Source organism: Rickettsia sp. TH2014, from assembly GCF_019249195.1.
In the GTDB taxonomy this organism is placed as follows: Bacteria; Pseudomonadota; Alphaproteobacteria; order Rickettsiales; family Rickettsiaceae; genus Rickettsia; species Rickettsia felis.
This window is the reverse complement of sequence record NZ_MXAX01000060.1, coordinates 1-1,491: the sequence shown is the minus strand read 5'-3', so window position 1 is coordinate 1,491 and position 1,491 is coordinate 1. Positions and strand designations below refer to the sequence as shown.

Below are 1,491 nucleotides of genomic sequence, written 5' to 3'. Positions count from 1 at the left end.
CTTTAAACTTCTGTTATATTCTTTCCAGTTGCAAACTTTTTGTAGCTTTGACATACACACTTGTGGTTAAGTTTTTTGTCGATTTACTACTTTTCTTAGTTCGCAGCTACTTTTTTTTATATCTACGCAACAAGGTCTTGCAGGAATGACGATATCCGCTTTTAGTTAGCAATGCCCATAGTAGCTATACGTTAAACCTAAAATGTACTATATCCCCGTCTTGCATTTTGTATTCTTTACCCTCTAAACGCATTTTGCCTACCTCTTTGGCTTTTGCTTCACTACCAAGGTTTATATAATCTTCATAGCCGATAACTTCCACTCTGATAAAACCTTTTTCAAAATCGGTATGAATAATGCCGGCAGCAGCCGGTGCAAGCGTGCCGTCTTTAAAAGTCCAACTATGGGCTTCTTTATGACCTATGGTAAAAAAGCTTTTAAGGTTTAAGAGATTATACCCTTCTTTAATCACTTTACTAAGCCCCGTTTCCTCTAAACCTATAAATTTTAAAAACTCTTTTTTTTCTTCCATGCTTTCAAGTAAAGCAATCTCAGCTTCTATTTTTGAAGAAATTACGACACTTTTAGCGTTTTCTTTCTTTGCTCTTTCTGCTACTAATTTCGTAAATTCATTACCCATAGCAGCATCTTTTTCAAGTACGTTACATATATATAAAACGGGCTTAGAAGTAATTAACTGCAATTGTTTTAAATTATCAGCTCCTAAAATTTCATTTAATGCTCTTGCAGGTTTACTGTCTGCCAACACTTTATAAACCTCTTTTAACAATTCTATCTGCTCTGCCATTGTTTTATCACCTGGCTTCAAGCGTTTTTCGCTTGTTGCTAAACGCTTTTCAACCGATTCTATATCGGCAAGTATTAACTCTGTTTCAATAACCTCAAGGTCGTGAATTGGGTCGGCTTTATTATGTACGTGCGTTATATCCTCATCCTCAAAACAACGCAGTACGTGCAGTATTGCATCAACTTCCCTGATATGAGATAAGAACTTATTACCAAGCCCCTCCCCTTTACTTGCATCTTTAACAAGCCCTGCAATATCGACAAACTCAATATAAGACGGAATGATTTTTCCGCTTCCTGCTAAATTTGCTAGTCGTTGCAAACGCTCATCCGGTACTAAAACTTTACTGCTATTAGGCTCAATAGTACAAAACGGATAATTAGCAACATCCGCAGCCTGACTTGCCGTTAAGGCATTAAATAACGTTGACTTACCGACATTCGGTAACCCAACAATTCCGAGTTTTAGTGTCATAAATTTTTCCGTAAATAATACATTATAGAGTCATAAGGATAACCGACTCTCGTAAATTCTAATTTGTACCCTTGTCTTCCATAAAACGGCTTTGCTTGGAAGTCCATTGTAGTTAAAGTTATAAATAAACATTTTTTTCTTTTGCTAGTTCTTCTGCTTTTTCTATTAAAACAGTACCGTAATTTGGTCATGCCTCCATATTGCAGTTA

General features: G+C 36.0%; 1 protein-coding gene. It reads right to left on the bottom strand.

Going from position 1 to position 1,491, the window contains the following annotated elements; all coding sequences use genetic code 11:
• Positions 1-184 precede the first annotated feature (184 nt).
• Entirely contained in the window at positions 185-1,282 is a 1,098-nt protein-coding gene (gene ychF, locus KYQ89_RS00870; protein ID WP_218459941.1) for a redox-regulated ATPase YchF, read from the bottom strand.
• Positions 1,283-1,491: the final 209 nt, after the last annotated feature.

Excerpts from the sequence above, each read along its gene's own strand:
- ychF (WP_218459941.1), bottom strand. The coding sequence starts at position 1,282 with ATGACACTAAAACTCGGAATTGTTGGGTTACCGAATGTCGGTAAGTCA.